This is a genomic window from Aeromonas sp. Y318-3, from assembly GCF_027706185.1.
Classification (GTDB): domain Bacteria; phylum Pseudomonadota; class Gammaproteobacteria; order Enterobacterales; family Aeromonadaceae; genus Aeromonas; species Aeromonas veronii.
This window is the reverse complement of sequence record NZ_JAPDCN010000002.1, coordinates 367,483-392,516: the sequence shown is the minus strand read 5'-3', so window position 1 is coordinate 392,516 and position 25,034 is coordinate 367,483. Positions and strand designations below refer to the sequence as shown.

Annotated in this window: 22 protein-coding genes and 3 tRNA genes; 5 read left to right on the top strand and 20 right to left on the bottom strand. The window is 59.3% G+C overall.

Features of this window, described 5'->3' with window-relative positions; genetic code table 11:
* Nucleotides 1-48: 48 nt before the first annotated feature.
* The 3 genes from OKB77_RS04305 to OKB77_RS04295 all read left to right on the top strand — a co-directional run bounded on the left by OKB77_RS04305 (nucleotide 49) and on the right by OKB77_RS04295 (nucleotide 3,043).
* A complete protein-coding gene (locus OKB77_RS04305) occupies nucleotides 49-417 on the top strand; it encodes a cupin domain-containing protein (protein WP_064338224.1) in 369 nt (122 codons plus the stop codon).
* A gap of 192 nt (nucleotides 418-609) precedes the next feature.
* Nucleotides 610-2,274 carry an asparagine synthase B gene (gene asnB, locus OKB77_RS04300; RefSeq protein ID WP_005361356.1) on the top strand — a complete coding sequence of 555 codons (1,665 nt, stop codon included), beginning with the start codon at nucleotides 610-612 and terminating at the stop codon, nucleotides 2,272-2,274.
* 244 nt (nucleotides 2,275-2,518) lie between these two features.
* Nucleotides 2,519-3,043 (top strand): acyloxyacyl hydrolase, encoded by a 525-nt coding sequence (locus OKB77_RS04295; protein ID WP_150388906.1) that lies wholly within the window; start codon nucleotides 2,519-2,521, stop codon nucleotides 3,041-3,043.
* A gap of 401 nt (nucleotides 3,044-3,444) precedes the next feature.
* Here OKB77_RS04295 and OKB77_RS04290 read toward each other — a convergent pair.
* From OKB77_RS04290 to OKB77_RS04240, 11 genes are all read right to left on the bottom strand, one after another.
* Nucleotides 3,445-3,531, bottom strand: a tRNA-Leu gene (locus OKB77_RS04290).
* 41 nt (nucleotides 3,532-3,572) lie between these two features.
* A tRNA-Cys gene (locus OKB77_RS04285) sits at nucleotides 3,573-3,646 on the bottom strand.
* 35 nt (nucleotides 3,647-3,681) lie between these two features.
* A tRNA-Gly gene (locus OKB77_RS04280) sits at nucleotides 3,682-3,757 on the bottom strand.
* A 181-nt stretch (nucleotides 3,758-3,938) separates the two neighbouring features.
* Nucleotides 3,939-4,493, bottom strand: coding sequence for a CDP-diacylglycerol--glycerol-3-phosphate 3-phosphatidyltransferase (pgsA, locus tag OKB77_RS04275; protein WP_031227442.1), 555 nt, complete (start codon nucleotides 4,491-4,493; stop codon nucleotides 3,939-3,941).
* A gap of 199 nt (nucleotides 4,494-4,692) precedes the next feature.
* Nucleotides 4,693-6,546, bottom strand: a complete 1,854-nt coding sequence (uvrC, locus tag OKB77_RS04270; protein WP_270816980.1) for an excinuclease ABC subunit UvrC — start codon at nucleotides 6,544-6,546, stop codon at nucleotides 4,693-4,695.
* A 127-nt stretch (nucleotides 6,547-6,673) separates the two neighbouring features.
* Nucleotides 6,674-7,318, bottom strand: coding sequence for a UvrY/SirA/GacA family response regulator transcription factor (gene uvrY / locus OKB77_RS04265; RefSeq protein ID WP_005337448.1), 645 nt, complete (start codon nucleotides 7,316-7,318; stop codon nucleotides 6,674-6,676).
* A gap of 212 nt (nucleotides 7,319-7,530) precedes the next feature.
* Nucleotides 7,531-8,280, bottom strand: a complete 750-nt coding sequence (gene kdsB, locus OKB77_RS04260) for a 3-deoxy-manno-octulosonate cytidylyltransferase (RefSeq protein WP_199416059.1) — start codon at nucleotides 8,278-8,280, stop codon at nucleotides 7,531-7,533.
* Nucleotides 8,277-8,465 carry a Trm112 family protein gene (locus OKB77_RS04255; protein ID WP_005347033.1) on the bottom strand — a complete coding sequence of 63 codons (189 nt, stop codon included), beginning with the start codon at nucleotides 8,463-8,465 and terminating at the stop codon, nucleotides 8,277-8,279. Before OKB77_RS04255 ends, kdsB begins: the two co-directional genes overlap by 4 nt.
* A gap of 122 nt (nucleotides 8,466-8,587) precedes the next feature.
* Nucleotides 8,588-9,583, bottom strand: a complete 996-nt coding sequence (gene lpxK, locus OKB77_RS04250; RefSeq protein WP_199416060.1) for a tetraacyldisaccharide 4'-kinase — start codon at nucleotides 9,581-9,583, stop codon at nucleotides 8,588-8,590.
* Nucleotides 9,583-11,346, bottom strand: coding sequence for a lipid A ABC transporter ATP-binding protein/permease MsbA (msbA, locus tag OKB77_RS04245; protein ID WP_005350892.1), 1,764 nt, complete (start codon nucleotides 11,344-11,346; stop codon nucleotides 9,583-9,585). Before msbA ends, lpxK begins: the two co-directional genes overlap by 1 nt.
* Before the next feature lie 104 nt (nucleotides 11,347-11,450).
* Entirely contained in the window at nucleotides 11,451-13,652 is a 2,202-nt protein-coding gene (locus OKB77_RS04240; RefSeq protein ID WP_270816979.1) for a DNA internalization-related competence protein ComEC/Rec2, read from the bottom strand.
* Between the two features lie 27 nt (nucleotides 13,653-13,679).
* On the opposite strand from OKB77_RS04240, the gene OKB77_RS04235 reads away from it, so the two are divergent.
* Both OKB77_RS04235 and OKB77_RS04230 read left to right on the top strand, forming a co-directional pair.
* Complete coding sequence (locus tag OKB77_RS04235; protein WP_005350890.1) at nucleotides 13,680-14,198, top strand: DUF2062 domain-containing protein; 519 nt, start codon at nucleotides 13,680-13,682, stop codon at nucleotides 14,196-14,198.
* Nucleotides 14,192-14,695, top strand: coding sequence for a DUF2062 domain-containing protein (locus OKB77_RS04230; RefSeq protein WP_139741415.1), 504 nt, complete (start codon nucleotides 14,192-14,194; stop codon nucleotides 14,693-14,695). The genes OKB77_RS04235 and OKB77_RS04230 overlap by 7 nt, the downstream gene beginning before the upstream one ends.
* Nucleotides 14,696-14,811: 116 nt before the next feature.
* Here OKB77_RS04230 and OKB77_RS04225 read toward each other — a convergent pair whose 3' ends face one another.
* The 9 genes from OKB77_RS04225 to glpT all read right to left on the bottom strand — a co-directional run bounded on the left by OKB77_RS04225 (nucleotide 14,812) and on the right by glpT (nucleotide 24,716).
* Nucleotides 14,812-16,002: an amino acid aminotransferase gene (locus OKB77_RS04225; RefSeq protein WP_005350888.1), complete on the bottom strand. Its 1,191-nt coding sequence runs from the start codon at nucleotides 16,000-16,002 to the stop codon at nucleotides 14,812-14,814.
* 145 nt (nucleotides 16,003-16,147) lie between these two features.
* Nucleotides 16,148-17,089 (bottom strand): hypothetical protein, encoded by a 942-nt coding sequence (locus OKB77_RS04220; RefSeq protein WP_162518375.1) that lies wholly within the window; start codon nucleotides 17,087-17,089, stop codon nucleotides 16,148-16,150.
* A gap of 171 nt (nucleotides 17,090-17,260) precedes the next feature.
* On the bottom strand, nucleotides 17,261-18,133 hold the full coding sequence (gene hdfR, locus OKB77_RS04215) for an HTH-type transcriptional regulator HdfR (protein ID WP_270816978.1): 873 nt from the start codon (nucleotides 18,131-18,133) through the stop codon (nucleotides 17,261-17,263).
* Entirely contained in the window at nucleotides 18,133-18,504 is a 372-nt protein-coding gene (locus OKB77_RS04210) for a DUF413 domain-containing protein (protein ID WP_005350885.1), read from the bottom strand. The genes hdfR and OKB77_RS04210 overlap by 1 nt, the downstream gene beginning before the upstream one ends.
* Before the next feature lie 298 nt (nucleotides 18,505-18,802).
* Nucleotides 18,803-19,285 carry a serine protease inhibitor ecotin gene (gene eco / locus OKB77_RS04205; protein ID WP_005337529.1) on the bottom strand — a complete coding sequence of 161 codons (483 nt, stop codon included), beginning with the start codon at nucleotides 19,283-19,285 and terminating at the stop codon, nucleotides 18,803-18,805.
* A 218-nt stretch (nucleotides 19,286-19,503) separates the two neighbouring features.
* The gene (glpQ, locus tag OKB77_RS04200) at nucleotides 19,504-20,592 is read right to left on the bottom strand and encodes a glycerophosphodiester phosphodiesterase (RefSeq protein ID WP_005337531.1); all 1,089 of its coding nucleotides are present in this window, start codon (nucleotides 20,590-20,592) and stop codon (nucleotides 19,504-19,506) included.
* Between the two features lie 106 nt (nucleotides 20,593-20,698).
* The gene (gene glpD / locus OKB77_RS04195) at nucleotides 20,699-22,186 is read right to left on the bottom strand and encodes a glycerol-3-phosphate dehydrogenase (protein ID WP_270816977.1); all 1,488 of its coding nucleotides are present in this window, start codon (nucleotides 22,184-22,186) and stop codon (nucleotides 20,699-20,701) included.
* 310 nt (nucleotides 22,187-22,496) lie between these two features.
* Complete coding sequence (locus OKB77_RS04190) at nucleotides 22,497-23,255, bottom strand: DeoR/GlpR family transcriptional regulator (protein WP_005347045.1); 759 nt, start codon at nucleotides 23,253-23,255, stop codon at nucleotides 22,497-22,499.
* Between the two features lie 102 nt (nucleotides 23,256-23,357).
* Entirely contained in the window at nucleotides 23,358-24,716 is a 1,359-nt protein-coding gene (glpT, locus tag OKB77_RS04185) for a glycerol-3-phosphate transporter (RefSeq protein ID WP_005337540.1), read from the bottom strand.
* Between the last annotated feature and the right edge of the window lie 318 nt (nucleotides 24,717-25,034).

Below are 25,034 nucleotides of genomic sequence, written 5' to 3'. Positions count from 1 at the left end.
GGGGCCTGGATGGCCCCGTTTTCATATCCCCATTGCCAGGGAGGCACCATGAAGACCCTCAACGACTGGATTTTGCTCGATCGCCATGAGGCGGCCCCTACCCCGCTGATGCCAGCCCCCGAGCGCATTAAAGCGGGCAACCCGGCGCAAACGGTGTGGAACCACTACTCCGACCCAAGCCAGCAGTTTCACGTGGGCTTCTGGAGCTGCGAGCCCGGCCGCTGGACCATTCACTACACCGAGCACGAGTATTGCCAGCTGCTGGAGGGGGATGTGGTGATCCACGACAGTGAGGGCGGCCAGCTGGCCCTCAAACCCGGCGATCAATTCGTGATTCCGGCAGGCTTTGTCGGCGAGTGGGAGACCCTCACCCCCTGTCGCAAGGTCTATGTGATCTTCGAACCCGCCTCGGCTTGACGTTCACGTCACCCTGCCCCGTTGCCGCAGCCATTATTCTGTTGATCCGCTTGACGCTTACGGCATGATTTTCAGCGGTTTTCCCGCTTGCAAAAGGTTTTTCCGCTAGGCATTGTGTCTGACGAGGAATGTAAATGGAATTTCGAGCCCAAACGTGGGGGGCTCATATAAAAATCAAGAGGATTACCGCCAATGTGTTCAATTTTCGGCATTCTGGATATCAAGTCCGATGCAGTTGCCCTGCGCAAATCGGCGCTGGAGATGTCCAAGCGACTGCGTCACCGCGGGCCTGACTGGTCCGGCGTCTACAGCTCAGACAAAGCCATTCTGGTGCATGAGCGTCTGGCCATCGTCGACCCGGGCAATGGCGCCCAGCCGCTCTACAACCCCGAACGCACCCATGTGCTGGCGGTCAACGGCGAGATCTACAACCACAAAGAGCTGGAGAAAACCCTCAAGGTCGACTTCCAGTTCCAGACCAAATCCGACTGTGAAGTGCTGCTGGCCCTCTACAAGGAGAAGGGCCCGGCGTTTCTCGACGATCTCAACGGCATCTTTGCCTTCATTCTTTATGACGCCGAACAGGATGCCTACCTGATTGGTCGCGACCACATGGGAATCATCCCCCTCTATACCGGCCGCGACGAGCACGGCAACTTCTATGTCGCCTCCGAGATGAAGGCGCTGGTGCCGGTCTGCAAGAGCGTCGAAACCTTCCCGCCGGGACACTACCTCTGGAGCAAGGATGGCGAGCTAAAACAGTGGTACAAGCGCGACTGGATGGAATACAGCGCGGTCGAGCACAACGTCAGCGACAAGGCCGAGCTGAAAGCCGCGCTGGAAGCCGCGGTCAAACGCCAGCTGATGTGTGACGTGCCTTATGGCGTGCTGCTCTCAGGTGGGCTGGACTCCTCCGTCATCTCCGCCATTACCAAGCTCTATGCGGCGCGCCGCATCGAGGACGATGGCAAGAGCGAAGCCTGGTGGCCGCAACTGCACTCCTTTGCCGTCGGTCTGGAAGGGTCGCCGGATCTCGCCGCCGCCCGTAAAGTGGCCGATCACCTCGGCACCATCCACCACCAGATCCACTTCACCGTGCAGGAGGGTCTGGATGCCCTGCGGGACGTCATCTATCACCTCGAAACCTATGACGTCACCACCATCCGCGCCTCCACGCCCATGTATCTGATGGCCCGCTACATCAAGGCGATGGGGATCAAGATGGTGCTCTCCGGCGAAGGCTCAGACGAGCTGTTCGGTGGCTATCTCTACTTCCACAAGGCGCCCAACGCCCGCGAGTTCCACGAAGAGAACGTGCGCAAGCTCGCCTCTTTGCACCTCTATGACTGCCTGCGCGCCAACAAATCGATGGCCGCCTGGGGGGTGGAGGGTCGCGTGCCCTTCCTCGACAAGGAGTTCATGGACGTGGCGATGCGTTTGCAACCTGCCGACAAGATGTGCGGCAAGGGCAAGATCGAGAAGCACATCCTGCGCGAAGCGTTCGAAGATCTGCTGCCCCACGAAGTGGCATGGCGTCAGAAGGAGCAGTTCTCCGACGGCGTGGGTTATTCGTGGATCGACAGCCTAAAAGCCATGGTAGAACAAGAGGTGACGGATCAGATGTTCGAGGCGGCCGCATTCCGCTTCCCCATCAACACCCCGCTCACCAAGGAGGCCTACTTCTACCGCGCCATCTTCGACGAGCACTTCCCGCTGGAAGCCGCCGCCCGTACCGTGCCCTACGGCAAGTCGGTCGCCTGCTCCACCCCCACCGCGCTGGAGTGGGATGCCAAGTTCAAGGAGATGGCAGATCCCTCCGGCCGCGCCGTGATGGACGTGCACCAGCAGGGCTACTGAGCCTGCACGCCAAACCGGGCGGGTAACGCCAGATAGCAAAAAGCCCTTCACCATGGTGAAGGGCTTTTTCATCTCCCGCAGTCGCGCCCGCCAAATCACATCAGACCATCACAGATAGTTGATTTTTCATAAATATTTAATTTTTTACCGAGTGACCATGCATTGACAGGGAGCGCGTCGATTGACTATGCCTGAAGGGTGATCAACAGGATCACCAGGATGACAACAAGGATCGGGAGGGGGCATGGACGCTAACACTCTATCAAGGATCGGCCTGCTGACAGCACTGCTGGCCAGTCCGTCTGCAATGGCAAATGACAATGTCGTGGTACTGCAGCTTGGCAAGGCCTTCAGCAATGAAAAGCTCGACATCAACATCGCCGACGCCAAGTTCCACCACATGTTCTGGCGCTGGGGAGACTCAGGCTGTCAATTTGGGCTGGGGGTACGTGCCGGTACGCTCAAGGTAGAAGATGAAGAGACCGCCAGACTGGGGGGCGGCGCCCGTATCGAATGCCAATGGGGTAACTGGGTGACCTGGCTCCCCGGCGAAATGGTCTGGCTCAATCAGCATCAATTTGGTACCCGCGGCCACGGCTACAAGGATTACGGCGGCCCCTTCCAGTTCACTCTGGGTATCGGCCTCGGTTACGCCATCACCAAGAATTGGCTGATCGGCTATCAGTATGAGCACATGTCCAACGCCTATATGTATGACAAGAACCCGGGGCTGGACAGCCATACCTTCCATATCGAGTACCGGTTCTGATTACAGGCTTATGCCTTGGTCTGTAGACTACGCAACGGAATACAGGTGTGCATGGTCCAAAACGAGCAGACGATAACATCGTTCACCAACGGCGATGCCACCCAGAAGAAGAATATCGACGTGCAGCTAGAAGAAACGCAGGAGTGATAACTGGATCCGAGAATGGCCCCACAATGTGGGGCCATTCTCATTTCTGTCTGACAGCACACCGAAACATGGCCAGGGAAAGTCGCCGCATGAAGTGCGCCGTCAGGCAGAGCTGCATCCTACAAGAAGATCCTGTTACTCCACATGACAGGAAGGGTGAACCACTTAAAAAAGCGCTGTCGCCACTTTGGCGCCATTTAGGCAAAAGAAAAGGCCACTATATCTAGTGGCCTTCTGTAACTCTTTGATTTTAATGGTGCCCGAGGCCGGAATCGAACCGGCACGACGCGAACGTCGAGGGATTTTAAATCCCTTGTGTCTACCGATTTCACCACTCGGGCACCGCAATCGGTATCAAGCTCGCGTGGCGGGCTTGTCAATATGGAGGCACGTTCCGGAGTCGAACCGGACTAAACGGATTTGCAATCCGCTGCATAACCGCTTTGCTAACGCGCCATGCAAAAGAGAGTTGGCTCTCTATTGTCTGAATTTGGAGCGGGAAACGAGACTCGAACTCGCGACCCCGACCTTGGCAAGGTCGTGCTCTACCAACTGAGCTATTCCCGCATTGGTCTGGCTGACTGCCTGACTACGAGGACGCATTCTAGCGATGTTCCTCGCCCAGTCAACCAGAAATATTTAATTACCTGATCGTTCGGGCATTTTTTGCCCTTTTTGAACAGTTTTAGCGCCTTTGGCCGTTTCCTGCCTCAAATCAGCGGAAACCTCACCTTGCGGCGCAAGTGACTCACAGGTTGGCGTGGTGGGTCAAATCGCCCCAGGCCGCCTTCATGTACTGGAACATCGACCAGAAGGTGAGCACGGTGGCGACATAGAGCATCACATAGGCGAGCCATACCATCCAGACGTTGTATTGCCAGATAAGACCGGTGAGCGACACCATCTGGATCATGGTCTTCCACTTGCCAATCCAGCTGACCGCCACCGAGGAGCGTTTGCCGAGCTCAGCCATCCACTCACGCAGGGCGGAGATGATGATCTCGCGGCCAATCATGGTCATGGCGGGGATGGTCACCCAGATGGTGTTGTAGTGTTCGACGATAACCACCAGTGCGGCGGCGACCATGATCTTGTCGGCAACCGGGTCAAGGAAGGCGCCAAAGGCGGTGGACTGATTGAGCTTGCGAGCCAGATAGCCATCAAACCAGTCGGTGGCAGCGGCCAGAATAAAGATGATGGCGGCAGCCAGATAGGACCATTGATAAGGCAGATAGAACAGGATGACGAAGACGGGAATGAGCAAAATCCGGAAAAACGTCAACAGGTTAGGTATATTTGTCATTATTTTCAGCCACTTCTTGTACGTCGCTACATAGTGCGCCAAAGCCGATTTGCGATGCAACCGCACTGGCGCCCGTCTTGGTCTTTTTAATCCATCAATCTTCTCAAAATGCGAGGGCCATTATGGCATTTACGGCCCCCCCGCGTCACGGCTCTTGTGCATCAAGGAGTTAGCGATTTTGCCATGCTGCTAACCCTGCTCAGGCGCTGTGCAAGCCATCGTGGATGGTCTGGGCCAGCTCCTGACTGATGCCGGGTACCTTGGCCAGTTCATCCACGCTCGCCTTTTTGACCTCCTGCAGGCCGCCCAGATATTTGAGCAGCGCCTGCCGCCGCTTTGGCCCCACCCCCGGAATATCCTCCAGCGTGCTGCTGGTGCGGGCCTTGGCCCGTCTGGCCCGATGGCCAGTAATGGCAAAACGGTGGGATTCATCGCGAATATGCTGAATAAGGTGCAAAGCGGGCATATCTGCCGGCAAATGCAGTTCTTCGTGGCTCTCCCCCATGATGAGAGTTTCCAACCCCGCCTTGCGGGTGACCCCCTTGGCAATCCCCACCAGCAGCGGATATTTACCGCCGAGAAACTCCAGCTGACGGGCCAGGATCTCTTCGGCGCGGCGCAACTGACCGAGGCCACCGTCAATAAACAGCACGTCCGGCACCTTGTCCGGCTCCTGCTGCTTGCCAAAGCGGCGCTCCAGCGCTTGCTCCATCGCCGCGTAGTCATCACCGCCAGTGATACCGTCGATATTGAAACGACGATATTCCGATGAGAGCGGCCCCTCCCGGTTGAACACCACGCAAGAGGCCACGGTGCGCTCCCCCATGGTGTGGGAGATATCGAAACACTCCATGCGGGCGATGGGGCGCTCCAGCTCCAGCAGCTCTTCCAGCTGGTCGTAGCGGGCGGTGATGGTGCTCTTGTGAGCCAGCCGCGAGCGCAGCGCCGTCTCGGCGTTGATAGAGGCGAGCTTGATAAAGCGGGCCCGCTCGGCGCGGGTACGGCTCACCACCCGCACCTTGTAGCCTGCGGTCTGGCTCAGAGTCTCGGCGATGACGCTTTCGTCCTCAAGGGCCACATCGAGCAGCACCTCGCTCGGGATCTGCCGCCCCCCCTGCCCCGACAGATAGAACTGCAGCAGGAAGGATTGCACCACCTCGTCAAGCGGGGTGTCAGCCGGCACTTTCGGGAAGTAGCTGCGCGAGCCGAGCACCTTGCCCTGACGGATAAAGAGCACGTGAATGCAGGCCGCACCTTGCTGGAAGGCGACCCCCACCACATCCAGCTCGTCCAGTACGTTGCCGCTCACCGACTGCTGTTCGGTGACCCGGCGCAGCGCCAGGATCTGATCCCGATAGCGGGCCGCCTCTTCAAAGCGCAGATCGCCGCTGGCAGACTCCATCTTGCCAACCAGCTCGCCAATCACCTGCTGGTTCTTGCCCGCCAGAAACAGCTTGGCCAGCTCCACCTGCTGGGCATATTCGGCTTCGCTCACCAGTCTAGGAACACAAGGGCCAGCGCAACGCTTGAGCTGGTAGAGCAGGCAGGGACGGGTGCGGTTGGCATAGACCGCATCTTCGCACTGACGCACCGGAAATATTTTCTGCATCAGATGCAAACTCTCGCGCACCGCGCCGCCAGAGGGGTACGGGCCGAAGTACTCCCCCTTCACCTTGCGGGCACCGCGATGGACGCCGATGCGTGGATGCTGGTGCGCGGTGATGATGATCCAGGGGTAGGATTTGTCGTCCCGCAGCAGCACGTTGTAACGGGGCTGGTACTGCTTGATCAGGTTGTGCTCGAGGATCAGCGCCTCAGTCTCGGTGTGGGTGACGGTGACCTGGATATCGGCGATCTGTCGCACCAGGGTGCGAGTCTTGATGCTGTCGACGTTGGTGCGAAAGTAGGAGGCGAGCCGCTTTTTCAGATCCTTGGCCTTGCCCACGTAGATCACGGTGCCACCGCTGTCATACATGCGGTAGACGCCACTTTGATGGGTGACGGCGCTCAGAAACGCCTTGCTGTCGAAGAGAGGTTCGGGAGAGAGGATCATCAGCTACTCGGCTCACACAAAGGCAAAAATTGACGGGCAGAGCATACTGCCCCCGCCGCCTGAAAAGCAAAAGGGCAGAAAAGCAAAAAGGCGGCACGCGCCGCCTTTGTGACCACACGCCACCCGATTAGAGGGTATCGGCATCCAGCATGCCATAGCGAATGGCCAGATGGGTCAGTTCCACGTCACCGTTGATCCCCAGCTTGCTGAACAGCCGATAGCGGTAGCTGTTGACCGTCTTCGGGCTCAGGTTGAGCTGCTCGGAGATATCAGTCACCTTCTGCCCCTTGGTGATCATCATCATGATCTGCAGCTCGCGCTCGGAGAGGGACTTGAAGGGATTCTCGTCAGCGGAGGCAAACTGGCTGAGGGCCATCTGCTGGGCAATCTCCGGGGAGATGTAGCGCTGACCGGAGTGCACCAACCGGATCGCCTGGATCATCTCGTCGGGGGCTGCCCCCTTGGTCAGGTAACCGGCGGCGCCGGCCTGCATCACCTTGGTGGGGAACGGATTTTCTGAATGAATGGTCAGCACTATGATGCGCACATCGGGGCGGATCCGCAGAATTTTGCGGGTCGCTTCCAGACCACCAATACCCGGCATGTTCATGTCCATCAGGATCACGTCCGGATGGTGTTGGCGACAGAACGTAACTGCGGTCTCGCCGCTCTGTGCCTCACCCACCACCTTGATCCCGCGCACATCTTCAAGAATGCGTCTTATCCCTGTACGCACCAGCTCATGATCATCGACCAGGAATACATTTATCACCCAAACACCCCGTTTTATCTCGTTTTAGCCGCCCGGTTAGGGTTAACAGGGCGTCTTGCATCATAACCAAACTCGTCGCTTTGGCAAACCATGCACGCCAAAAGTTTGAGAAAACCCATGTTTAGCGTTTAAAATCAAATAATTATATAAAATTTCAAAACAAAAAACGGTGCCTTGCGACACCGTTTTTCATGACGTTAGTGCTGTGGCCATCACTTGGCCAAAAAGGCGCGCACCTTCTCCAGATCGGCCTGGGTATCCACCCCGACCGGCGGCGCTTCAAGGGCCTGGGCGACATGGATCTTCTCCCCGTACCAGAGCACCCGCAGTTGCTCCAGTGCCTCGACCTGCTCCAGCACGCTCGGTGCCCAGTCTACGTAACGCTGGATAAAGCCGGCGCGATAGGCGTAGATACCGATATGACGCTGGTAGTGGTCACCAATCTGCTCGTGACTGTTGGCAAAGCGATCCCGATCCCAGGGAATGCTGGCGCGACTGAAGTAGAGGGCGTAGCCATCCTTGTCAGTCACCACTTTCACTGCGTTCGGGTTGAACGCCTCTTCGGCATCCTGGATCGGCACCGACAGGGTCGCCATCGGCGCCGTGGCGGCGGCCAGATTATCCGCTACCTGACGAATGATGGCGGGCGGAATGAGCGGCTCATCCCCCTGCACATTGACGATGATGGTATCGGCGGCAAAGCCGTAGTGACGGCACACCTCGGCCAGACGCTCGGTGCCGGACTGGTGATCCGGTGAGGTCATGCACACCTCGACGCCGGTGCTCTGCAGTGCCTGCTGTACCCGCTCGTCATCGGTGGCAACGATCACCCGATCGGCACCTGATTGCAGGGCTTTCTCCACCACGTACTGCACCATGGGTTTACCATGGATATCCGCCAGCGGCTTGCCCGGCAGACGAGTTGACGCATAGCGAGCAGGAATGACGACGACGAAACTCATGACGGCAGCTCATCGCTGTTGAGCGGACGGGCACGGTTCTCCAGTAGTACCGGGATCCCCTCTTCCAGCGGATAGGCCAGCTTGTCGAAGCGGCAGACCAACTCATGAACTGCTTTGTTGTAATGCAGCTTACCCTTGCAGACCGGGCAGGCGATGATGTCGAGCAACTTGATGTCCAAAGCCAAAACGATACTCCTTCACGATGTCGCGCTGGCGGCTTCATCACGCCAGCGATGGATGTCGAGCAACCAGATATTCCATACGGGACCGCTATTGGTCCACTTCTCCCCCGCTCAGGCAAGAGAGATTAATCTTGCGCCCTGGTCGCGCCCTTTGCCTTCACCCCCAGCTTGTGCAGCAGGGCATCGAGCAGGGAAGCGGGCAACTCGGCACTGACCGGCAGATACCACCAGTTTGCGAGGGCAAACGGACGACACTTGACCGCATCCTTCTCGGTCATCAGCAGCGGCTTGCTGGCAAAGCGGCCAACCAGCTCATCCCGATCGAAGGGGTGATGATCGCCGTAGGCGGCCTGCTGATCCAGCGGGTAGCCGAGCCCTTCCAGGGTGGCAAAGAAGCGGGGAGGATGACCGATCCCCGCCAGCGCATCGACCGGCCCCGACAAGGGGGCAGCCAGCGGGGCATCGTCGCATACCCGACGCGGCGCATCGGCGACCAGTTGCATGGGGTACTCCCCCTTGCCCGGCTCGCCGCCGTTGCAGATGATGGCGTCCACCCGTTTGAGGCGAGTGACCGGCTCGCGCAGCGGCCCCATCGGCAGCAAGCAGGCGTTGCCGAAACGGCGCATCCCATCTACCACCACCAACTCGATGTCGCGGGCCAGCGCATAGTGCTGCAGACCATCGTCGGTGATGATGATATCCACCTCACCGCTCTGCTCCAGCAGTCGTACCGCGTCGGCCCGTTTCGGAGCAACCACCACGGGGCAGCCGCAGCGCCGGGCAATCAGCACAGGCTCATCTCCGGCCTGCGCCGTGGTGCTGGTCTCATCCAGCCGATAGGGGTAATGGGGCGCCTTGCCACCATAACCACGGCTCACCACCCCGGGGCGATAGCCGCGGGCTTGCAACTGCTCCACCAGCCAGACCACCACCGGCGTCTTGCCGTTACCCCCCACCGAAATATTGCCCACCACGATCACCGGCAAGGAGGAGCGATACCCCTTGCACCAGCCGTGACGATAGGCGTAGCGGCGGGTGCCGCTGATGATGGCAAACAGCAGGGCAAAGGGGGCCAGCAACCAGCGCCAGCCACTTTTGCGATACCAGAGCCGTTCCAGCATCAGGCCTTGCTTCCCGCGTTGCCAAACTGAATGGCGCGCAGCTGGGCATAAGTGCCGCGCTGCTCCATCAGTGCTTCGTGGTTCCCGCGCTCGACGATATGGCCTTCGTCGATCACCAGGATCTCGTCTGCCTTCTCGATGGTGGAGAGACGGTGGGCGATCACCAGCGAGGTACGCGCCTTGCAAAGCTCGTCGATGGCCGCCTGAATGTGGCGCTCGGACTCGGTATCGAGGGCCGAGGTGGCCTCATCCAGCAGCAGAACCGGCGCATCGCGCAGCAGAGCGCGCGCAATGGCAACACGCTGGCGCTGACCACCAGAGAGGGATGCACCGTTTTCGCCAACCACAGTGTCATACCCGTTGCTCATCTTGCTGACAAACTCGTCGGCGTGAGCGATACGGGCGGCCTGCACGATCTGGTCGCGGCTGTATTTGTCTTCTGCGGCGTAGGCGATGTTGTTGGCCACCGAATCATTGAACAGGTGAACATGCTGGGAGACCAGCGCGTACTGCTTGCGCAGCTCGCTCAACTTGTATTCGCGAATGTTGATGCCGTCCAGCAGGATCTCGCCCTGATCGATGTCGTAGAAGCGGGTCAGCAGGCTGGCAATGGTACTCTTGCCAGAACCGGAACGGCCCACCAGCGCCACTGATTTACCCGCCTCCACCTTGAAGCTGACGTTGTGCAGCGCCGGGGTGTCCTTGGTCGGGTAGGTGAAGGTGACGTTGCGAAACTCGATCTCGCCGCGGGCACGCTCCAGAGTGCGGGTGCCGGTATCCTGCTCCGGCTCGGTGTCGAGCAGGCCAAACAGGCTGTGGCAGGCGGTGATGGCGCGCTGGAACTGGTTGTTGACGTCGGTCAGGCTTTTCAGCGGCTTGAGCAACATCATCATGGAGGTGATCATGACGGTAAACGTACCGGCAGTCAGAGTTGACTTGACGCTGTCGATGGTCGCGACGTAGAGGAAGGCCGCCAGCGCGATGGACGCCACCATTTGCACAACAGGACTGCCGATGGCATCGGCGGCGACCATTTTCATGGTCTGCTGGCGCATGTTGTTGCTGACCTGGAAGAAGCGTTTCTCTTCAACCTTCTGGCCACCAAACATCAGCACCTCTTTGTGCCCTTTGAGCATCTGCTCGGTGGAGGTGGTGATATCCCCCACCGCCTGCTGAATGTGACGGCTGATCTGGCGGAAACGGCGGCTGATAAGGCCGATGATGATGCCCACCAGCGGGCCAACCACCAGGAAAATCACCGACAACTGCCAAGAGTGCCAGAACATCAGGCCGAGCAGACCGACCACGGTCGCCCCTTCCCGCACCAGGGTCACTAGCGTGGTGCTCGCCGCCGAGGAGACCTGACTGGCGTCATAGGTCACCTTGGAGAGCAGATGACCAGTGTTCTGACGGTCGAAGAAGCTCATCGGCATTGCCACCATGTGATTGAACACCTGCTGTTGCAGACGCATCACGACGTGGTTGCCAACCCAGGCCATGCAGTAGTTGGAGAGAAAGTTGGCGACACCGCGCAGGGCCACGATGCCGAGGACGAAGAAGGGCATCCATTTCAGAACGGTGCTGTCGTTGCCATTGATGCCCTGATCGATCAGCGGCTTGATGGAGTAGACAAAGGTGGTATCCACGGCGGCGTAGCCCAGCATCCCGATGATGCCACCGACCAGGCCCAGCTTGCGATCACGGACATAACCGAGCAGGCGTTTGAATACTGGCCAGCTCTCTTGTGAGGTTTCTTGTTGCATGAATAGCCGTTAGTAATGGAAATGACGGGCTATTCTAGCCAAAGCGCAGGCTTACACCAAGCGCCGCCACCTATATCGCATTCCTACACGGCAGAAATGGCCGATTATTGCTCAAACCACACGCGCGGTCGCCACCACTCGCCACTGCGCCGGTACCAGGGCCCCAGATCTCGCTCGGCAGTGACGCTCAAGCCCGCTGCGGTGGGTTTGACCAGCATCGCCCCTTGCTGACCGGTGATCCACTGGCGGGCATCCCGATAGCGGGCCACTACATCGGGACGGGGAAAGCCCCACTGATTCATAAAGCCGGCGCTGTGGATCACCTCCTGCGCCGCTACCGCCGCAACAAACGGGGGCGTGGAGGAGGTGCGACTACCATGATGGGGGCTCACCAGCAAGGTGCTGGCCAACCCCTCCCCCTCCAGCGCCACCAGCCGCTGCTCGGCTTGCCGCTCGATATCTGCGCTCAGCAGCACGCTGCGCTGCCCATCGCTGATACGCACCACGCAGCCATCGTTATTGCGCCCGCCACCGGGGCGCTCGGGCCAGAGCACTGCAAACGAGAGCCCCTGCCAGCGCCACTGTTGCCCACGCTGGCAGAGCGTTGTTCCCTCACTGAAGGGGTAAGAGGAGAACTCGTGGCGCACCGGCATGGCGCTGAGCAGTCGCTTGCGATTGCCGGCATGGTCCCGATCCTTGTGGCTGATGATGAGGCGATCGATGACCCGGATCCCCAGATGGCTCAGCTGGGGCAGGATCACAGCGTCCGCCATGTTGTAGCCTCCGGGATAACGATCGCCGGTGTCATAGAGGATGGCTCGCTCCCCCTTGCTGATCAGCACCGCTAGCCCTTGCCCCACGTCCAGCACCCGCAGTTGCCAGCGGACAGGCGTTGGCCAGAGCGCCAATAACAGCGCACACAGACCCGGTAGCCAGAGCCAGCGTGCCGGGCGCCACTGCGCGGCGAACCAGAGCAGCAACAGCAGGGAGCAGAGCGGCAGCCACCAGCCGGGCAGTGGCCACCACAGTTGCAGTTGATCGGCCAGCCAGTTCAGGATCGTCAACACCCACCCGAGCCCCAGATCCGCCAGCCAGAACAGGCCGTAGGCAAGCGAGGTGGATAGAGGCGCCAGCAGCACACCGATCAGGGCCAGCGGGATGATGGCGATACAAAAGAGCGGCACCGCCAACAGGTTGATCACCATGGCAAGGGGCGCTATCCCCTCGAACAACGCCAGTTGCAGCGGCAGCAGACCGAGCAGCAGCCAGAGCTGGATCTGCCAGAGCCCCGGCTTGTCGTGGACATATCCCACCAGCAGCAAGATGGCCACCGCCAGAAACGAGAGCCAGAAGCCGGCCGAATAGAGGGCGAAGGGATCCCAGAGGGTCAATACCACAAAGGCCCACAGCCAGATGCGCCAGGCCGGCCACTCCCGCCGGCTCCAGTGCAGCACACTCCACACCAGCACCATGATCAGAGCCCGCTCGGTCGCCACCGCAAACCCGGCCAACGCGCTGTAGACAGCGGCAAACAGCAGAGAGGTGATGATGGCGCCACGCAGACCAAACAGCCTGCCCAGCCACCACCCGAGCACCGCCACCAGCGCAATGTGCTGCCCTGAAATGGCGATGATATGGGTCAGGCCGCTGCCGCGAAACAGCTCCCACTGGGCATCTGTGATGCCGCTCTGCTCGCCAAAAGTGAGCGCCGCCAGCAAGGGGGCATAGTCAAGCGGACGCCAACTCTCGGTCGCGGCCCCCAACCAGCGTTCACGCCAACCCGCAGGTGCCTGTTGAATATCTATCACCCGACGCAGATTGCCGGTGGCGGTGATCCCCTTGCCCAGCAGCAGACGCCGCCCATCCAGCCCCGCCTCGTTGGCCAGACCGTGAGCCGGTTTCAACGAGGTCACCAGGGTGATCCGGCTGCCTACTGTCATGGCGGGCAATGCCTGATAGGCATTGACCCGGATCAGGGGCTCAGGTGTCACCGGTTGCTCGTCGAGGGTGCTCACCCGCAGCAGCAGCCGGACAAATTTATCCCCCTCGGGCTCTGCACTTTGCAGCTCTGCGGTTATCATGTGGCTCGTCTGATCGCCCAACCGCTCCAGCCAGGCCAGCCGATAGGCAAGATTGGCCTGCATCCAGAGGATGCCGAGCAGGAGAAACAGCCACCGCCAGGCACGGCAATATGCAAGGGGGATCAGCAGAGACAGCAACAGGCCCCCCCATGCGAGTGAAGGTAACCATGGCCAGAGCAGTGAGGAGCTTGCCCCCAGGGCAAACGACAACAGACGTAGATCCATGGAGCAAGTATTTAGCAAGGTTTCAATATGCCCAAACGACTCATTAAACGCTGGATGCCCGATCAGCAAACCCTGAAAGAACACAAGCACCTGCGGCTGTTCGGCAAACTGCTGCTCGATGCCAACCTCTGGCACCTCAACCGCCGCTCGGCTGCCGGGGCATTTGCGGTGGGCCTCTTCATGGCCTGGGTGCCGCTCCCCTGCCAGATGCTGCTGGCCGCCGGTGGCGCCATCCTGTGCCGGGTCAATCTGCCGCTCTCGGTGGCGCTGGTCTGGCTCTCCAACCCCTTTACCATGCCGCCCCTGCTCTATGGCGCCTATCTGGTAGGTTGCCAGTTGCTGGGACATTCGGCGCAGCAGATAGAGATTGAGTTCACCTGGGAGTGGCTGGTCTCGGTACTGGGCACAGTGGCACCGCCGCTGTTGCTGGGCTCGCTGATCCTGGCCCTGCTCAGTTCCCTTATCGGCTACACCCTGATCCGTACCTTCTGGCGGATCAGCACGGTGCGCCAGTGGCAAAAACGCAAGATGGCCCGCCCATGCTGAGTCGCTGGTTTGCCCGCTTCAAGCTCGATCCCGATACCCTGCGCCAGCAGAAGTGGTTTGCCCTGTTTGGTGAGCGACTGCTTGCCCCTGCCCTCTGGCAAGGGGGCACCCGCGCCCTGAGCGGCGCGGTGGCGGCCGGGATCTTCGCCTGCTGGTTCCCCATCCCGATGCACTCGCTCATCGCAGTCGGTCTGGCGCTGGCATTCAGCCTCAACCTGCCGCTGGCGCTGCTGGCGGTCTGGTTCAACAATCCGCTGACTTTGCCGTTCATGTATCTCTACGCCTATCGCACCGGTTGTCTGGTACTGCACCAGACGCCGGAGCCTTTCCACCTCAACTGGACCCTCCACTGGCTGGAGCAGGAGGCTGCGACCCTGGTGCCCCCCTTCCTGCTCGGCAGCCTGCTGCTGGCGGTACTCACCGCCCTGAGCGGCGGCGCCCTGACCGCGCTGCTGCTGCAACTGCGCAAACTGTGGCAAGGTGCCCGCCACCAGTGAGCCCACCTTCCCATCGTTTGACGATCAGCCGTTGGCGATCAAAAAAGCCCGTCACCAAGGTGACGGGCTTTTTCATGGCATAGTGCTGCATAGTGCCAGAGCATCAGGCGATGCGATTACAGCACCTTGGCAATGGCCTCGCACAGGGGATCGATATTGGCGCGGGTAATACCGGCGACGCTGATCCGGCCTGAGCCGACGATGTAGATGGCAAATTCGCTCTTGAGGCGCTCCACCTGATCCTTGGTGAGGCCGGAGAAGGAGAACATGCCGTTCTGCTCGCGGATAAAGCTGAAATCCTGGCTCACGCCGAGGGCAGCCAGCTTCTCTACCAGCAATTCGCGCATCTCGCGAATACGCACCCGCATGGCGGCCACTTCTTCGACCCACTCGGCATAGAGAGCCGGATCGCTCACCACGGCGGTGACCACAGCGGCACCGTGTGACGGCGGGTTGGAGTAGTTGGCACGGATCACGGTCTTGACCTGAGTGAAGGCCACATCGGCGATCTCCTTGGTCGCGCTGACCAGCGTGAAGGCGCCGACCCGCTCGTTATAGAGGCCGAAGTTCTTGGAGAAAGAGCTCGCCACCAGCAGCTCGTCATGGCACTCGGCGAAGATGCGCAGACCTTCGGCATCCTCTTCGATACCACGGGCAAAACCCTGATAGGCAAAGTCAAACAGCGGCAACCAGCCGGCGGCCGCACTCTGCTTGGCCAGTGCGCGCCACTGATCGCTAGTGGGGTCGATACCGGTCGGGTTGTGGCAGCAACCGTGCAGCAGCACCAGCTCACCCGGCTGCACTTCGGCCAGCGAGGCCTGCATAGCGGCAAAGTCGAGTCCCTTGGTGGCGGCGTCGTAGTACTTGTACCACTTGACGGTCAGGCCCGCGGCCTGGAACACGCTGACGTGGTTGGCCCAGGTGGGATCGGAAATCCAGATGGTCTTGGCCAGACCGTTGCGCACCACGAATTCGGCCGCGATACGCAGGGCACCGGTACCGCCCGGCGCTTGGGCTGTCTTGGCACGGCCACTGGCAACCAGCGCAGAGTGCTGCCCGAACAGCAGTTGCTGCACGATGCGGCCATATTCGATATTGCCTTCAATACCGAGGTAGTTCTTGGTCTTCTCGTCGGTCAGCAGCTTCTGCTCGGCTTTCTTGACACAGTGAAGAATGGGGGTGGCACCGGACTCGTCCTTGTAGATCCCTACGCCCAGATTGATCTTGTGGCTGCGAGAGTCAGCGCGGAAGGCTTCGGTCAGGCCCAGGATCGGATCCGCTGGGGCGGCAACAACCTTTTCAAACATGGTATTCCCTGTATTCCGTTGAGTTCGTTGGGTGGCAAAGCGGCTTGATAAACAAAAGCGCTCATCTGGCGAGCGCTTCGTCAACTCTTTATATCACCGCGTTCAATGAGGGAAAACCGCTTTTTGGCTCGCTTTCAGACCAATTTCAACCAACGGCATGCCACGCTGGCGCCAGTGCGCACACCTCGGCCGACAAGCCACCATTGGACTCAACCAAACCGCTACAAACTGCTAACAATGACTTGGGGATCCGGCTCGGTTCCCACGGCCTAGCCTCGGTCAAAGGTTGGGCATACGCACTGAGAATGGGGGCCAGATCACGGGGCAGCCACCAGCTGGCCGGACGACCCAAGCGCTGGGCCAGCGCCTGCAGCCGATCCACCCCGGCAGGGTCGAGGGCGGTGAGATGACTCCACAGCACATTGGGGGGCAAGGCGGCCACCACCTGCTGCAAGGCCAGAGGAGCCGATGGGGGAGCCCACACCAGCAAGGTGCCAGCATCAAGGGGCATCTCGGCAAAGGCGCCGACGCTGTCTGTGGTGATCACCCGCTCGATACTCCCCTCCCCCCACAGGATCTTGCCAAGACCCGCCAGGGTGCGCTCGGGCAGGGCCACCTCCCCCAGCGCCTGCAACCAAGGGCCTGCGTCGATCAGGGTGCCGCCGCTAAAAAAGAGGCTGAACGGCTGGGCTGCGCGCAAGCGCAACAGCTGATCGGCGCAGAGCCGGATCCCCTTGTCCTCGAAATCGATCTGCTCGTTGGGGGTGAAGTTCACCTCGCTCTTGCGATAGAGCGCCGCCAGCACCCGTTCGTTGATCTGCTCCCCCAATTGCCAGCCCTGAGCATGCAACCACTCCTCGGGCTCGGGAGGAGCGGTGGCGATCTCGGCCAGCATCAGCTCGCGGGTGAGATAGCGCCGCCCGGCCGGGGTGAGCTCATAGCTGTGGCTGCCATGGGCGAGCAGCAGCTGGTTATCCTTGAGCAGGCCCACCAGCGGTTGCCACTGGCGGCCACGGATCACCACAGGTGAGTGGCTCAGCAACTGCTGCGCCAGTGCCCGCCATTCGGGGTGACTAAAGTCGATCAATTACAATCCATCCCTGTCAGTGCTCAATCGGATAAACAGCCTGAAAAGGTACCGTTACAGACCGATGACGCCAAGCCTCCCGCGCCAATTACGTGACTTCGCTCCCTGCAATTTTCCCCAAACAGAAGAGCCCACCGTGGGGTGGGCTCTTTCTTGGATAACACTCGACGCTTATTCGACGTTGAGACGCAGCTCGGCGTCGTGCCAACCCAGTGGCAGGGTCAGCAACTGATCGATCAGCTCCCGGCGATCGGATTTCTCCAGATAGGCGAGATAGAGCGGACGGCTCAGCGGCTGGCCCCCCTCCACCAGATGGAGCACCCCCTTCTCGAGGAAGGGGCTGACCATCCGCCGTGGCAGGTAGGCAGCGCCACCGTTGGCCAGCACGAACTGCAACGCCATGCTGGCGGAGCTGGAGTGCAGCACCGGGGTCTTTTGCAGGCTCTGCAAGCGGCTGGGTTGCGGCTCGAAGCTGGTACCCCAGTCGAGGTGGATGTGCGGCATCTGCATCAGGTTGTCGGCATTGGCGGCCGGATCCCGGCTCACCAGCTCGAACACCAGCTCACCGATGGGATGCAGGGCAATCTCGTCGATCTTGGTGGGCTCGGAGAGCAGGGCCAGATCGAGGGAGCGCTCCAGCAACTGGCGGCAGAGGTGCTCGCGGGAGGCTGTTTCCAGCCGCACCGCCAAACCGGGCGCCAATGCATAGATGTGATTGAGCCAGTCGTTGAAATCGAGCTCCCAGAACACCGCGGGCGCGCCGATGGCCAACTGCTGGCTGAATCCTGGCGAGAGCGCCACATCCTGCTTGGCACGACCAAGGGTGTGCAAGATGGCGTCTGCGTAGGGCAGCAGACGCTCACCGGAGGCGGTCAGGCGGATGTTGTTGCGATGACGGGCAAACAGACTGACACCCAGTTGCTGCTCTAGCTGGCGGATCCGGAAACTCACCGCCGACTGGGTCAGGTAGAGATTTTCAGCAGCCCGGCCAAAGTGCCGGGTCTTGCTCACCTCGATAAAGGTCCGAAGCAGCTCGGTATCCATTAATCGATGGACTCGTCACTGCCACCGCCGCTGCCACCACCGACATCAAAGCTGCCGCCACCGCTGCTCTCTTCGCTGGCGCCGCCAACGACGGTGCAGAGGCGATGAACGCGCTTGGGACCGATCACCTTGAGGTATTTGAACCACACCTTGGCATGGGGGTTGGCACCGGCTTCGCCGGATTTGACCTGTTCGACGAAGGCGGACTCGACATCGTCACGGGGTGCAAGGTTGCCCTGGTAGAGTGCCAGCATGGCGGTACCATACTTTTCCAGACTGTCCGCTTCGGCCACAGTGAATTCGCCACTGCGACGCAGGCCACGGGGAAAATGTTTGAAGTCGTTGAAACGCTTGTCTGATTCGAAGCTCATAGTGCTCTTTTTTCTGGTTAGTTTGACCTTTGCGGGCAAGTATCATCAGGCCATCGCCGAGTGCAAAATCAATTTTCTCACTATGTTAATAAATATCTTTTATCGAAGTCACTTTGCCCCATCGTTGACGCCGATTTTGTGGCATAACACACAAAAAACGTTGATAAATAATAAACTTATGTAAACGTGCAGCCAATTTGCACGTCACTTTTTGGACTGTGCAGGCAAAAATAAAGCGCCATACGGCGCTTTATTTATCACATCAGGTGAACCAGCTGAACCTTTGGTTCAAACATGCTTACTCAATCATGGCCGGTTGGGCCAGGTTGTCGGCACGCCACAAACGGTAGCGCACTTCATACTCCTGCGGCACGTAGATCACGAACGGCAGTTTTGAGTTGTAGTTCACGAAGAAGCCCTGACCGTAGATCTGGACGAAGGTCTCTTTCTGCTGGTTATCCGGGCACATCATCAGGGTGCTGATGGGGTCGGAAACCTTGCCCAGTTTCAGGTAGTTGTAGCCCCAGCCTTTGACGCTGTGCTGTTCCAGGTTGCCTGCAAAACGCGGTACGTTGCAATCAACCATCATTTTTTTGCCGACCTGCAGCTCGACCATCATGTCGGCTTCTTTCTCGACTTCAGGCAGGCGGATCACCACACGTTCCTGATTCACGTCAGCGGCTGGGAACATGCTGATATCAAATTTTTTCGGCTCGGCGGCAAAGGCATGGCCACCCAGCAACAAGGCGCCCAGCAGGCTAAAACGCAATACGGTTTTCATCTGTACCTCATGGGGTTGGTTCAACGCCGCTAGACTAACCGCTCTGCCGATTTCATGCCAGCGATCTGCTACGTAAAAACTGCGTAAAATGATGCAGATCCGGCACACCATGACGTGATCTGGCTATTTTCTGACAGGGCGCACACTCCCGTTGCGGGAACCTGAAACAAAAAGCGAGGCCAATTGGCCTCGCTTTGCATTCAAATGGCGCCAGAGTGCTATTTGGCCGCCTCTTGATGGGCCTTGATGACGGCCACCGCCTTGTCGGGGAAGTCGCTGAACACCCCATCCACATCGGCCTGATAGAGGAAGATGTTAAGGAGATCGGTGAAGTCCTTGGCATAGGCCGGGATCTGCCCCTCATCCTGACGGAAGGTATAGGGGTGAACTTTCAGGCCCGCCGCGTGGGCTTCTTTTACCATGCCGGTGAAGACCGGCTTGCCCAAAGTGCCCGGCTCGGTGACGATCATCGGTTTCCACGGGCCAATCCCTTCGGCATAGCTGGCGATGGTTTTCATCGCTCCCGGCTTGAACATCCAGTCATAGTTGTAGGGGGTCGCCTTGCCCTTGGCGTCGTAGACCATGGTCTCGTTCCAGTCGGTCTCGGCCATCAGTTGCACCAGTTTCAGATCCATACCCATGGCGGGCATCAGCTCGCTGTTGATGCGCTTGAGTTCATCGGCATCGAAGCACTGCAGATAGACCTTGTCATCCTTCCCGGTGTAGCCGTACTCCTTGAGCACCTTCAGCACCGCCTTGGAGATATCCTTGCCTTCGTGACGGAACAGCCAGGGCGCCTTGATCTCCGGGTAGATCCCGATGTTCTTGCCGGTGCTCTTGTTGAGCCCCTGGATCATCTCGATCTCCTCCTGGAAGGTGTGGATCTTGAAGTCTGACTTCCAGAGCGGGAAGCGGGCCGGATAGACCGGCACCTGCTTGCCATCCACCAGCTGGAACGGTTCGGTCATGCGCAGGGAACGCACCTCATCCAGGGTGAAATCCACCACATAGTAACGGCCGTCCGGACGGGCACGGCCGGGGAAGCGCGCCGCCACATCGGTGATACCATCGAGGAAGTGATCGTGCATCACCACCAGCTGGTCATCCTTGGTCATCACCAGATCCTGCTCCAGATAGTCAGCCCCCATGCCATAGGCCAGCGCCTTGGACTCCAGAGTATGCTCGGGCAGGTAGCCGGAAGCGCCACGGTGGGCGATCACCACCTTGCCTTCATCGGCAGCCAACACGGGTAATGAGAGGGATGCCCCAAGGCTCAAGGCGATGAGGGAAACGGCGAGTTTTTTCATATGTGATGCTCTTTATTATTGTGTGTAGGTAATTGTTCTATCAGAGGTTTGTTGCATATTTACGGTGGAAAGCGGTGGGCAGCTGCGCACTGCCCACCGTCACGCATCAGCTCGCCTTGCGCAGAGCCTGATGGTATTGGTCGAGCCAGATCTGCAGCATCTGCTGCTCTGACTCGTTCAGGCGCAGCCCCAGCTTGCTGCGGCGCCAGAGGATATCATCCAGTGAACAGGCCCACTCCCGCTCGATGAGATAACGCACTTCCGACTCGTAGAGGCCGCCACCGAAGTGAATGCCGCGATCCTCTTTCAGCCAGAGACGGGCATGGGCGCCATAGGCCTCGGCAATGCGCAGGGCGCTGCGATCATCGAGCCAGTCAAACTCCAGCGCAAAAGCGCGGGCCAGCTCGCGTACCGAGCAGTCAAACTCGCCGCCGGGCAGACGGCTGGTCGCAGTCCAGTCATCCCCCATCTGGCTAAACCAGGGCTTGAGCTTGTTGCAGGCGGCCTGCGCCAGCTTGCGATAGGTGGTGAGCTTGCCGCCAAACACCGACAAGAGCGGCGCACCGTCAGACTCGCCAGAAAGTTCGAGGGTGTAGTCGCGGGTCACCGCCTGCGGCGAGTCTGACTCGTCGTCACAGAGCGGGCGCACCCCGGCGTAGGTCCAGATCACATCTTTCGGCGCAATTTGGCGAGTGAAGTGGGCGTTGACCACCTTGCACAGGTAGGTAATTTCGGCCTCGCTGATCTTCGCTTCCCGCGGGCTGCCGTGGTGCTCCACATCGGTGGTGCCGATGAGGGAATAGTCCTGCTGATAAGGGATGACGAAGACGATGCGGTTGTCTTCGTTTTGCAGAATATAGGCCTCTTCGCGCTCATGGATGCGCGGCACTATCATGTGGCTGCCTTTAATAAGGCGAATGCCGCGGGGGGATTTCTCGTGCAGGCTCTCGTCATAGAAGGTCTTGACCCAGGGGCCCGCCGCATTGACCAGACCACGGCAGGTGACGGTGAACTGCTCGCCCCCTTCCCGCTCCAAAGTGAGCGTCCAGTGTTTGGATCCGCGCACCGCCTTGATACAGCGGGTGCGGGTCTGCACATCGGCCCCCTTGTCACGGGCCATCATGGCGTTAAGCACAACCAGCCGGGCATCGTCGACCCAGGCATCCGAGTATTCAAACCCCTTATTGATCCCTGCGGTCAAGCCATCTTGCGGCAGGAAGCGTACACCACAGCTCCCCTTGAGCTTGTCGCGCTTGGCCAGATTGTCATAGAGGAACAGACCGGCGCGGATCATCCAGGCCGGACGCAGGTGTGGACGGTGCGGCAGGCGAAAACGCATGGGACGAGCGATGTGAGGCGCAATACCGAGCAGCACCTCACGCTCCGCCAACGCCTCTTTGACCAGCCGGAATTCGTAATGCTCGAGATAGCGCAAACCGCCGTGGATCAGCTTGCTGGAGTTGGACGAGGTGGCAGAGGCGAGATCTTGCGCCTCAAACAGGGCAACCTTCAGGCCCCGTCCTGCCGCATCGGCTGCGATGCCGACCCCGTTGATGCCGCCACCGACGACGACCAGATCATAATGTTCGCTCATGTTCACCTACTTTCATTTTTATGATTGCTATAACAGCAATGTTTGATTTCGCTCATTTTAGAACATGAAAATACAACAAACGAACATTTTATGGTGAAAGTGTGATCGCCACAGCCCGCCAGAGGTGGCAAAGAGGACAGGTCAGCTGAGCAAATGGCGTCGGGCCAACATCGGCGAGTTAATAGCCAAAAAAACCAGATTGAATAGTGGTTTTGGCAATACCCATAAAGGGGTGAGATGACGCAGGAACGGGAAAGAGAAAGGAGGCCGCCCTGACGGGCGACCGGCACAGCCTTGGCGTGTTTCGCCGTCAGCAGATGTGGCAGGCTATCTGGTGTTGCGCCATCAATCGCGTCAGCTTTTCCGGTGGCTCCTGATCGGTAAAGAGGGCGTGGATCTGGCTGAGATTGCCCAGATTGACCATGGCATTGCGACCGAACTTGGTGTGGTCGGCGGCCAGGAACACCTGACGGGAGTGAGCGATGATGGCCTGGGCAATCTTCACCTCGTGATAGTCGAAATCGAGCAGGGAGCCGTCGTTGTCGATCCCCGAAATCCCGATGACGCCATAGTCCATGCGAAACTGACCGATAAAGTCGCGGGTCGCCTCCCCCACGATGCCGCCATCGCGGTTGCGGATCTCGCCGCCGGCAATGATGACGGTGAAGTCATCCTTGGCCGTCAAAATGCTGGCTACGTTGAGGTTGTTGGTGACGATGCGCAGCTCACGGTGATCGAGCAGGGCGCGGGCAATAGCTTCGGTGGTGGTGCCTATGTCGATAAAGAGCGATGAGCCGTCGGGAATATTGGCCGCTACCTCGCGGGCGATGCGCTCTTTCTCCTTGAGTTGCATCACTTTACGGGCGCTGTAGGCGGTATTGACGGTACTCGAATGCAGGGAGGCACCGCCGTGATGGCGCCGGATCTTGTTCTGTTCGGCGAGATCGTTCAGATCCCGGCGAATGGTCTGGGGGCTGACGTCAAAGTGGGTCACCAGATCGTCGGTCGAGACAAATCCCTGCCGCGTCAGGACGTCCAGGATCTCCAGATGTCGTTGGGTTTGCTTCACGCTTGCACTCCGATGATGAGACAAAAAAAGGCCCCGGCAGATGCGGGGCCTTTTGGCAGTTTACCTGATCCCCTTTGGGATCAATAAGCTGAGGATCACGTTTTATGCCTTATGGGCAGCCGCTTTCTTGGCCGCAACGGCAATGTTCTCATGCTTGAGGGTCATCGCCAGCAGGATGATGGAGAGCACACAGGAGACGGTCAGCACCATGAAGCCGCCATCCCAACCGAAGTGGTCAACGGTATAACCCAGCATGGCGTTGGCTGCCACGGCGCCGCCCAGATAACCGAACAGACCGGTGAAACCGGCCGCAGTACCGGCGGCTTTCTTCGGTGCCAGCTCAAGAGCATAGAGGCCGATCAGCATGACAGGGCCGTAGATCAGGAAGCCGATAGCCACCAGCGCCATCATGTCGATGGTCGGGTTGCCGGCCGGGTTGAACCAGTAAACCAGCACAGCCAGGGTCACCAGCACCATGAACAGGATACCGGCCGGGGCGCGGCGGCCCTGGAACATCTTGTCAGAGATCCAGCCACACAGCAGGGTGCCCGGAATACCGGCCCACTCGTAGAGGAAGTAAGCCCAAGAGGAGTTGTCGACGGTGAAGTGCTTGGCCTCTTTCAGGTAGGTTGGCGCCCAGTCCAGCACACCGTAACGAATGAGGTAAACGAAGGCGTTAGCGATCGCGATGTACCACAGCAGTTTGTTGTGCAGCACGTACTTGACGAAGATCTCCTTGGCGGAGAACTCCTGCTCGTGGCTCTCGTTGTAATCCTTCGGATAGTCGTTCTTGTACTCCTCGATAGGAGGCAGACCGACCGATTGCGGGGTATCACGCATCACGAAGAAGGCGATCACTGCGATGGCGGCCGCCGCTGCCGCAGGCACATAGAAGGCGCTGCGCCAGTCGTTGAACCAGCCCATCCCGAGGATAAACAGCGGGCCAATCATGCCGCCACCCACGTTGTGCGCCACGTTCCAGACCGCAACCACTTCGCCGCGCTCTTTCTGTGACCACCAGTGCACCATGGTGCGACCGCAGGGCGGCCAGCCCATGCCCTGTGCCCAACCGTTCAGGAACAACAGCACAAACATGATGGCAATGCTGGAGGTGGCCCAGTGCATGGTCCCCATCATGAACATGATGGCAGCCGAGAGCAGCAGACCGGCGGAGAGGAAGTAACGGGCGTTGGAACGGTCAGAGACGTTCCCCATCAGGAACTTGGACAAACCGTAAGCGATGGAGACCCCGGAGAGCGCGAAACCGAGATCACCACGGGAGAAGCCCTGCTCGATCAGATAGGGCATCGCCAGACTGAAGTTTTTCCGTACCAGATAGTAGCCAGCGTAACCGAAGAAGATCCCGAAAAACACCTGCCAACGCATGCGTTTGTAGAAGGGGTCGACCTTGTCAGCCGGGAGCCTGTCGATGTGCGCCGCAGGCCTGAAGAGACTAAGCATGTTCTGCTTCCTTATTGTTGTTATGGGCGGTTGAGGATGCCCTGACCATTCCAACGAATCATGTGAGTCCGCTGATTCGTAAGCGAGCCTATTGTGCTCATATGCGCTCATTTAATCTGTGATGCATGCTCAAATATTGCAGTTTTATTACAAATAAAAGCTCCAAATGAGAAATCACTCAGCAAGCGCCAGCCCTTGTGTGGCAAGGGTTGCGAGATACCCCCTAAGTGGTAACTGGCGGTTATCAAGATGCTTTACGTCACATTTTCTTAGCAATGAGTGGGATCTTGTCCACATTTCCTATGGAGGGGGGATGGT

What these genes read in the sequence shown, in the direction of transcription:
- OKB77_RS04305 (WP_064338224.1), top strand. Translation starts at nt 49, where the DNA reads ATGAAGACCCTCAACGACTGGATTTTGCTCGATCGCCATGAGGCGGCC.
- asnB (WP_005361356.1), top strand. Translation starts at nt 610, where the DNA reads ATGTGTTCAATTTTCGGCATTCTGGATATCAAGTCCGATGCAGTTGCC.
- OKB77_RS04295 (WP_150388906.1), top strand. Translation starts at nt 2,519, where the DNA reads ATGGACGCTAACACTCTATCAAGGATCGGCCTGCTGACAGCACTGCTG.
- pgsA (WP_031227442.1), bottom strand. Translation starts at nt 4,493, where the DNA reads ATGACAAATATACCTAACCTGTTGACGTTTTTCCGGATTTTGCTCATT.
- uvrC (WP_270816980.1), bottom strand. Translation starts at nt 6,546, where the DNA reads ATGATCCTCTCTCCCGAACCTCTCTTCGACAGCAAGGCGTTTCTGAGC.
- kdsB (WP_199416059.1), bottom strand. Translation starts at nt 8,280, where the DNA reads ATGAGTTTCGTCGTCGTCATTCCTGCTCGCTATGCGTCAACTCGTCTG.
- lpxK (WP_199416060.1), bottom strand. Translation starts at nt 9,583, where the DNA reads ATGCTGGAACGGCTCTGGTATCGCAAAAGTGGCTGGCGCTGGTTGCTG.
- msbA (WP_005350892.1), bottom strand. Translation starts at nt 11,346, where the DNA reads ATGCAACAAGAAACCTCACAAGAGAGCTGGCCAGTATTCAAACGCCTG.
- OKB77_RS04240 (WP_270816979.1), bottom strand. Translation starts at nt 13,652, where the DNA reads ATGGATCTACGTCTGTTGTCGTTTGCCCTGGGGGCAAGCTCCTCACTG.
- OKB77_RS04235 (WP_005350890.1), top strand. Translation starts at nt 13,680, where the DNA reads ATGCCCAAACGACTCATTAAACGCTGGATGCCCGATCAGCAAACCCTG.
- OKB77_RS04230 (WP_139741415.1), top strand. Translation starts at nt 14,192, where the DNA reads ATGCTGAGTCGCTGGTTTGCCCGCTTCAAGCTCGATCCCGATACCCTG.
- OKB77_RS04225 (WP_005350888.1), bottom strand. Translation starts at nt 16,002, where the DNA reads ATGTTTGAAAAGGTTGTTGCCGCCCCAGCGGATCCGATCCTGGGCCTG.
- hdfR (WP_270816978.1), bottom strand. Translation starts at nt 18,133, where the DNA reads ATGGATACCGAGCTGCTTCGGACCTTTATCGAGGTGAGCAAGACCCGG.
- OKB77_RS04210 (WP_005350885.1), bottom strand. Translation starts at nt 18,504, where the DNA reads ATGAGCTTCGAATCAGACAAGCGTTTCAACGACTTCAAACATTTTCCC.
- eco (WP_005337529.1), bottom strand. Translation starts at nt 19,285, where the DNA reads ATGAAAACCGTATTGCGTTTTAGCCTGCTGGGCGCCTTGTTGCTGGGT.
- glpQ (WP_005337531.1), bottom strand. Translation starts at nt 20,592, where the DNA reads ATGAAAAAACTCGCCGTTTCCCTCATCGCCTTGAGCCTTGGGGCATCC.
- glpD (WP_270816977.1), bottom strand. Translation starts at nt 22,186, where the DNA reads ATGAGCGAACATTATGATCTGGTCGTCGTCGGTGGCGGCATCAACGGG.
- glpT (WP_005337540.1), bottom strand. Translation starts at nt 24,716, where the DNA reads ATGCTTAGTCTCTTCAGGCCTGCGGCGCACATCGACAGGCTCCCGGCT.